Origin of the sequence: Hansschlegelia beijingensis, assembly GCF_045505405.1 — a bacterium.
Taxonomy (GTDB): Bacteria; Pseudomonadota; Alphaproteobacteria; order Rhizobiales; family Methylopilaceae; genus Methylopila; species Methylopila beijingensis_A.
Window position 1 is genome coordinate 1 of record NZ_JBJKEX010000341.1, and the last position, 3295, is coordinate 3295.

3 protein-coding genes and 1 pseudogene are annotated in these 3295 nt (G+C 70.0%); all 4 read left to right on the forward strand.

Annotation, left to right across the window (positions count from 1 at the left end):
• Positions 1–83: 83 nt before the first annotated feature.
• Positions 84–440: pseudogene (locus ACIKT0_RS15640) on the forward strand (UvrD-helicase domain-containing protein); the annotation flags it as partial.
• A 495-nt stretch (positions 441–935) separates the two neighbouring features.
• Positions 936–2243 carry an ABC1 kinase family protein gene (locus tag ACIKT0_RS15645; protein WP_407106262.1) on the forward strand — a complete coding sequence of 436 codons (1308 nt, stop codon included), beginning with the start codon at positions 936–938 and terminating at the stop codon, positions 2241–2243.
• 127 nt (positions 2244–2370) lie between these two features.
• Positions 2371–2661, forward strand: coding sequence for an aa3-type cytochrome c oxidase subunit IV (locus ACIKT0_RS15650; protein ID WP_407106261.1), 291 nt, complete (start codon positions 2371–2373; stop codon positions 2659–2661).
• A 4-nt stretch (positions 2662–2665) separates the two neighbouring features.
• Positions 2666–3295, forward strand: a 630-nt coding sequence (locus tag ACIKT0_RS15655; protein ID WP_474998506.1) for a Rossmann-fold NAD(P)-binding domain-containing protein, incomplete at its 3' end; no start/stop codon positions are given.

Consider the following 3295-nt stretch of genomic DNA (forward strand, 5'->3'; position numbering starts at 1 on the left):
ATCAGGGGATTCCGAAGGGCTCATTGGTAGCCTGAAACCTGGCGCGGCTCGCAAGCCTGCTGCCGCGGCTCAAGGCGGCTGCGATCGTCGAGCGGACGCACGCGCTGCTGACGCTGGCGGACGCCGCGATCGAAGCCTATGGCCGCGCCAAGGCCGCGCGAGGCCTGCTCGACTATGACGACCTGATCTCGCGCGCCCGCGTCCTGCTCTCCCGCACGGACGCCGCCTGGGTGCTGTTCAAGCTCGACGGCGGGCTCGACCATATCCTGGTCGACGAGGCGCAGGACACGTCGCCTGCGCAGTGGGACATCGTGCAGCGCCTGACGGAGGATTTTCTCGCCGGCGCGAGCGCGCGCCCGTCGCACCGCACCGTATTCGCGGTCGGGGACGAAAAGCAGTCGATCTTCGGCTTCCAGGGGGCGGAGCCCGCCGCTTTCGGAGCGACCCGGCGGGCCTATCAGGCGGCGCACCAGACGGTCGAGAAAGCGTTCGAGGACGTCCGGCTGCAGGAGAGCTTCCGTTCGACGGCCGCGGTGCTGAAGGGCGTCGACGCCGTGTTCGCCCGCCCGGCGGCTCATCAGGGGCTCTCGACCGACGAGGCGGTCGGCACGGTGCACTTCACCACCCGGCTGAACGCGCCGGGCTCGGTGGAGGCCTGGCCGATCGTCACCGCAGAGAAGGCCGTGTTCGCCGAGGAGGCGTGGGACGCGCCATTCGACCGGGTGAACCCGCAGAGCGCGGTGGTGCGGCTCGCGCAGAAGATCGCCGACGAGATCGCGCGCGCCAACCGCGAGGACGGGACGCCGTTCGGAGAGATCCTGATCCTCGTCCGCCAGCGCAAGGCGCTGTTCGAGGCGGTCCTGCGGGCGCTCAAGGCGCGCGGCGTGCCGGTCGCGGGCGCGGACCGGCTGATCGTCGGCGAGCACATCGCGGTGATGGACCTGCTCGCGCTCGGCGACGCGCTAGTGACGCCGGACGACGACCTCGCGCTCGCCTGCGCGCTGAAGAGCCCGCTGTTCGGACTCGACGACAGCCATCTGCTGGAGGTCGCGCCGCGCCGGGCGGGTCGGCTGCTGGAGGTGGCGCATCTGCTCGCCACCATTCCGGACGCGCTGCCCCCGGAATATGCGGCCGAGCTCGCCCAGCTCCAGTCCGACGCGCCGCCGATGGGCTACGGCTTCGTGCGCCGCCGGATGGCGGCCGAGCTGGGACCGGACTGGCTCGACAAGTTCGGCTCGTTCGAGAAGGAGCCGGCCGCCGCGGCCTCGCTGGGCCAGGTGCACCGCGCGACCGACCATCACGGCGCGCCGCTCGCCGTGAAGCTGCAATATCCCGACATGGCCTCGACCGTGGAGGCCGATCTCGGCCAGCTCAGGCTGCTGTTCGACATCCGCCGCCGGTTCGACGCCTCGATCGACACCAGCCAGATCGTCGAGGAGATCGGCGCCCGCATCCGCGAGGAGCTGGACTACCGCCACGAGGCCAGGAACGCGGCGCTCTACGGGCTGATGCTCGACGGCGTCCCCGAGGTGCGCGTGCCGGGCGTGCGGCCGGAGCTCTCGACCGGGCGCCTGCTCACGCTCGCCTGGCTCGAGGGAACACGGCTGCTTGATCACAAGGAAGCGAGCCTCGAGATCCGCAACCGGCTGGCGGTCGCGATGTTCAAGGCGTGGTGGGGGCCATTCTCGACTCACGGGGTGATCCATGGCGACCCGCACCTCGGCAACTACACGGCTTTTTCCGAAGGCGGGGAGCCGCAAGGCATCAACCTGCTCGATTACGGCTGCATCCGGATCTTCCCGCCGTCCTTCGTGGGCGGCGTGGTCGATCTCTATGAGGGCCTGCGCGACGGGGACGAGGCGCGGGTCGTCCACGCCTACGAGGTCTGGGGCTTCAAGAACCTCAAGCGCGAGCTGATCGACGTCCTCAACATCTGGGCGCGCTTCATCTACGGCCCGCTGCTGGACGACCGGGTGCGGACCATCGCGGACGGCGTCTCCCCCGGCGAATACGGTCGCAAGCAGGCCTTCGAGGTCCAGCAGGAGCTGAAGCGAAAGGGCCCGGTGACGGTGCCTCGCGAGTTCGTGTTCATGGACCGGGCCGCGATCGGGCTCGGCGCGGTCTTCCTTCACCTGCAGGCCGAACTGAACTTTTCGGCCCTGTTCCGGGAGGCCATGGGGGACTTCTCGGAGGCTCAGGTCGCGGCGCGGCAGAGCGCGGCGCTGAATACCGCCGGACTGTGAACCGGCGCCCCTAGCACGCTCACTGGTATGTGGCATGCCAGACTTTCGGCGCGATTGCCGCGTCTGGGCCTTTCCGGTACATGGCGACACAACGACGCTTTTCAGACGCCGCAATGGGGGAGCCAGCATGGCCGATCACGCTGTCGAATACGCCGCCGCGCCGGGCAACGACTACGCCGAGCATGAGCGCACCTACGCCAATTTCCTGAAGCTCTCCAAGGTCTGCACCGCCGCCGTGGTGCTGATCATGATCGCGCTCGCGATCGGCGGCGTTAAGGGCCACTGGGGCCTCTGCGGCATCGGCGTCCTGCTCGCGATCGGCGCCGGCGTGATCGGCGCCATGACCCCCAAGGGATCCATCGTGCCGTCGATCGTCGCCGGCGTGGTGCTGCTCGGCCTCTACGTGTTGTTCGGCTGAGGCGATGAGGATCGCCGTCGCCAAGGAGACCGACCCCGCCGAAACCCGAGTCGCGTTGACGCCAGACGTCGTCAAACGGCTCGTGGGAACCGGCGCCCAGGTGACGGTCGAGAGCGGCGCGGGCCTTGCGGCCGGCGCCACGGATGAAGCCTACAAGGAAGCCGGCGCGACGGTCGCCGGCTCGCGCGGCGAGGCCCTTTCGGGCGCCGACGTGCTGTTGACGGTCCGGCGTCCTGCGGCCGGCGGGCTCGAGGGTCTGAAGCCCGGCGCGCTGGTGATCGGCGTGATGGACCCCTACGGCAAGGGCGCCGAGATCGCCGAGCTCGCCCGCGCCGGCGTCTCCATCTTCGCGATGGAGCTGATGCCCCGCATCACCCGCGCGCAGGTCATGGACGTGCTCTCCAGCCAGGCGAACCTCGCCGGCTATCGCGCGGTGATCGACGCGGCCGCCGAGTTCGGCCGCGCCTTTCCGCAGATGATGACCGCCGCCGGCACCGTGCCGCCGGCCAGGGCCGGCTTGAGCACGATGGTCAGGATGACGACCGCGAACACGACCGCGCGGGCGATGACGTCGTTGTGCGCCCACGCCACGAGCGCGTTGACCTGCCCGAGCAGGCCGGCCGCCAGGATGCTG